Source organism: Corallococcus sp. CA053C (assembly GCF_003611675.1).
Classification (GTDB): Bacteria; Myxococcota; Myxococcia; order Myxococcales; family Myxococcaceae; genus Corallococcus.
In genome coordinates this window covers 1-3,637 of sequence record NZ_RAWA01000629.1, presented here as the reverse complement: position 1 = coordinate 3,637, position 3,637 = coordinate 1, and the positions used below count along the sequence as shown (strand labels likewise).

The 3,637-nt window shown below is 68.9% G+C and carries 3 protein-coding genes; 1 reads left to right on the top strand and 2 read right to left on the bottom strand.

Features of this window, described 5'->3' with window-relative positions:
- Positions 1 to 1,849, top strand: a 1,849-nt coding sequence (locus tag D7V97_RS41200; RefSeq protein WP_147445208.1) for an ABC-F family ATP-binding cassette domain-containing protein, incomplete at its 5' end; no start/stop codon positions are given.
- A 37-nt stretch (positions 1,850 to 1,886) separates the two neighbouring features.
- Here D7V97_RS41200 and gspC read toward each other — a convergent pair.
- Together gspC and D7V97_RS41190 are read right to left on the bottom strand one after the other, a co-directional pair.
- On the bottom strand, positions 1,887 to 2,774 hold the full coding sequence (gene gspC / locus D7V97_RS41195) for a type II secretion system protein GspC (protein ID WP_120616014.1): 888 nt from the start codon (positions 2,772 to 2,774) through the stop codon (positions 1,887 to 1,889).
- Between the two features lie 153 nt (positions 2,775 to 2,927).
- The coding region (locus tag D7V97_RS41190) for a zf-TFIIB domain-containing protein (RefSeq protein WP_147445207.1) at positions 2,928 to 3,637 on the bottom strand (710 nt) is incomplete at its 5' end.

Genomic DNA, 3,637 nt, shown 5'->3' with positions numbered 1-3,637 from the left:
CGGGACGGGGAAGTCCTCCCTGATGAAGATCATCGCCGGGGCGGCCCAGCCGGACGGGGGGACTGTTCAGTACAGCCGCCGCGCCCGGGCGGGCTACCTCCCCCAGGAGATCGCCGGCCTGCCGGAAGGCACGGTCGTGGAGGCGGTGATGAGCACCGTGCCCGGCCGGGACTCACTGGAATCCCGCCTCAAGGAAACCGAAGGGGCCCTGGCGGCCGCCACGGACGAGGAGGAGCAGCTGGAACTGGCCCAGACGCTGGCGGACCTCCACGCGGAGCTGGACGACTTCGAGAACCGCTACGGCCGGCACCACGCCGAGCGCATCCTCAAGGGGCTGGGCTTCAAGGACGCGGACCTGTCCAAGCCGACCCAGGCCCTGTCGGGCGGCTGGCGGATGCGGGCGGCGCTCGCGGGGCTGCTGCTCCAGGACCCGGACCTGCTGCTCCTGGACGAGCCCACGAACCACCTGGACGTGCCGACGCTCGCCTGGTTCGACGGGTTCCTGCGCCGCTCCAACAAGGCGATGGTGCTCATCTCCCACGACCGCGACTTTCTCAACCGGCAGATCAACCGGGTGGTGTCGCTGGAGATGGAGGGCGTGCGCGAATACACGGGCAACTACGAGGACTACAAGCGCCTGCGCGCCGAGGAGATGGTGCTCCTCCAGGCGAAGGCGGAGAAGGTGGAGCAGCGCAGGGCAGAATTGCAGGGCTTCATCGACCGGTTCGGCGCCAAGGCGACGAAGGCGAAGCAGGCGCAGAGCCGCGCGAAGATGCTGGCCAAGCTGGAGAAGGTGGCGGTCCTCGAAGAGCGGCAGACGATGAAGTTCCGCTTCCCGGAGGTGGAGCGCAGCGGCCGTGACGTGGTGCTGATGGAGGGCATCACCAAGCGCTACGGCGCGCTCACGGTGTACGACGGGCTGAACGCGCGGCTGGAGCGGGGCCAGAGAATCGCCGTCGTGGGCGCCAACGGCGCGGGCAAGACGACGCTGCTCAAGATGGTCGCGGGGGAGTTGGCGCCGGACACTGGCAAGGTGACGGTGGGGCACAACGTGGTGGTGGGCTATTACGCGCAGCACCACGCGGACAAGCTGGACCGCCACAACACCATCATCGAAGAGGTGCGGCCCCTGGCGGCGGACAAGCCGGAGAGCTACGTGCGCGGCGTGCTGGGCGCGTTCCTCTTCAGCGGCGACGACGTGGAGAAGCCCATCGGCGTGCTGAGCGGTGGCGAGCGCGCGCGGGTGGCGCTGGCGAAGCTGCTGCTCGTGCCGTCCAACTTCCTGCTGATGGACGAGCCGACGAACCACCTGGACCTCGACTCGTCCGAGATGCTGATTGAAGCGCTGAAGCTGTATGGCGGCACGCTGCTGTTCGTGAGCCACAACCGCAGCTTCATCAACGGCCTGTGCACGCACGTCTGGGAGGTGGCGGACGGGAAGCTCACGTCACACCCGGGCAACCTGGACGCGTACCTCTACCACCAGGAGCAGCAGCGACTGGCGGCCGACGGCGCGGAGTCCAACGCGTCCAACGGCAGGGGCGCGGCCGGGAGCGCGGCGGTCGTCTCCGAGAAGGAGCGCAAGCGGCTGGAGGCCGAGGCGCGCCAGCGTCGCTCCGTGGTGGAGGGCCCCATCAAGAAGGAGATCGCGAAGCTGGAGGAGCGCATCGCGAAGGTGGAGGCCGAGCAGAAGGAGCGCGAGGCGCAGCTCGCGGATCCGGTGCTCTACAACGACTTCGCCCGGGCGAAGCCGCTGATGGACGGACACCGCGTGGGCAAGGAGGAGCTGGAAGACCTCTATGCCCGGTGGGAGGCCGCGCAGGAGAAGCTGGTGGCGGCGCAGGCCTGACGGATACGCAGCCCTCCCATGGGGGGACAGGCCACTTCTATTCCACGTCGAAGACCTTCCGGACCGGGGCTCCACCGCGTTCGAGTTGCAGCTCGATGCGCCTGGCATCACGCAGCTGCGTGAAGGCCTGGACCGCCTTCTCCATGTCATCCAGGTCCAGCCCGTTGATGCGCTGGAGCACGTCCCCATTGCGCAGCCCGAGCCGTGAGTAGAGCGACCCCTCCCGGACGGAGAACAGCTTGAAGCCCACGGGGCGGCCTTCGCGGAAGGCGGGGACCACGCGGGCCTCCATCAGCACTTCGTTCAGATGCGTCAGCGCTTCGGTGACATCCTCATGGGGGATGACACGGGAGTGCTCGCCCGTGGCCCGGATGCCCCGGCCCAGTCCGGAGCTCCCGGGCATCGCCGCGCCGGGATGGACATTCACCGCCACGGGCGCCGCGCCCGACAGGGGAGCGCCGTCGACGTATTCGAGCCGACCGTCGACGATGAGCAGGATGCGCTCCCGCTCGATGGCGAAGACGCGGGCGCCCTGGAATGCATCGCTGATCATCAGGCTCCGTGCGCCACCGCCCGTGAGCTCATGGATGGAGGCCATGGACCACTGGGGATCCTGCGCCACCAACGTCCCCAGCAGACGGATGGCCAGCGTGCTCCGGGGAATGGCAGGACCGCCAGGCTCCAGGGCCTGCATCCCGGGACTCGTGGCTGGAAGCGAGAGGCCCGTGAGCTGCGCGAAGCGGACCGTGTCGAGCCTCGGATCAGGAGGCGCCAAAGGCCTCCGGGCCACGGGCTCCGTATCCTTCGGAGCCGGACTCACGATGCCCCAGAGTCCCTGATTCACGATGAGCGCGGTGGTCGCCGCACACGAAAAGACAAGCAGGGCGAAGCCGCCCTGGACGGACCTGCGCAGCCATTGGCTCACGGAAAAGCCTCCCTTGAAGAAGCAGAGGAGGCCTTGAGCAAGACAGGGGCCATGGCACCGACAGAGGCGTCGTCGCGCTGCTTCAGCCCTGGCGTGGACCGCCTGTCACGAATCGCGGCGCCGTGACGGACAACGCGTCATGACACCCAGGCGCTACTTGAAGATCTTCGACAACAGCCACACGACGGCGGACTCGGCGGCGCCGGTGTTCAGGTGCCGGGACCTGCGGTCGAAGGTCTCACTGGGACGCGCCTTCGTCAGCTCATCCGTGTAGGGCGCGGAGCCTTCCGGCGCGCAGCTTCCACAGAACAGCCGCTCCTCCCAGACGAACCCGTAGCGCGGGTCCATCTTCCGCCCGCACGTCGTACAGGACGGCACGTCGCCCAGGCGCACCTTGGGCAGCAGGCTCATCCCCCGCGGGTCGTCGTATTCGTGCTCGAAGTCCGCGGCCTGGATGGGTTCGCGGGGCTCCGGGGCCCGGGCCTCTGGTGTCACCGCCTTCTGCAGCCGGGCCAGCTCCTCCTTGTCCAGCGCCACGCCCCGGCACTTCACGCAGACGTCCACCACCGCGTCCCGAAGGTCCACGGCGGGGAGCGGAGAACTGCCACAGCCGGGACACGTGGGCGCCTGCCGCCCGCAGGACGGACAGCCTGGGACGTACTGGAGCGACGCCTCACACCCCTTGCACCGACCGGGCTTGCCCTTCGCCGCCTCGAACACAGCGTCCAGCGTGGGGCCGCCCACCACCGTCCCCAGCACCTCCGCGTCGAACCAGCCCGCTCCGCACGCACCACACTCGTCGCGCGTCAGCCCCCGCGCGTAGGTGTTGCGCATCGTCGTCTGGCAGTAGGGACAGGGGCACG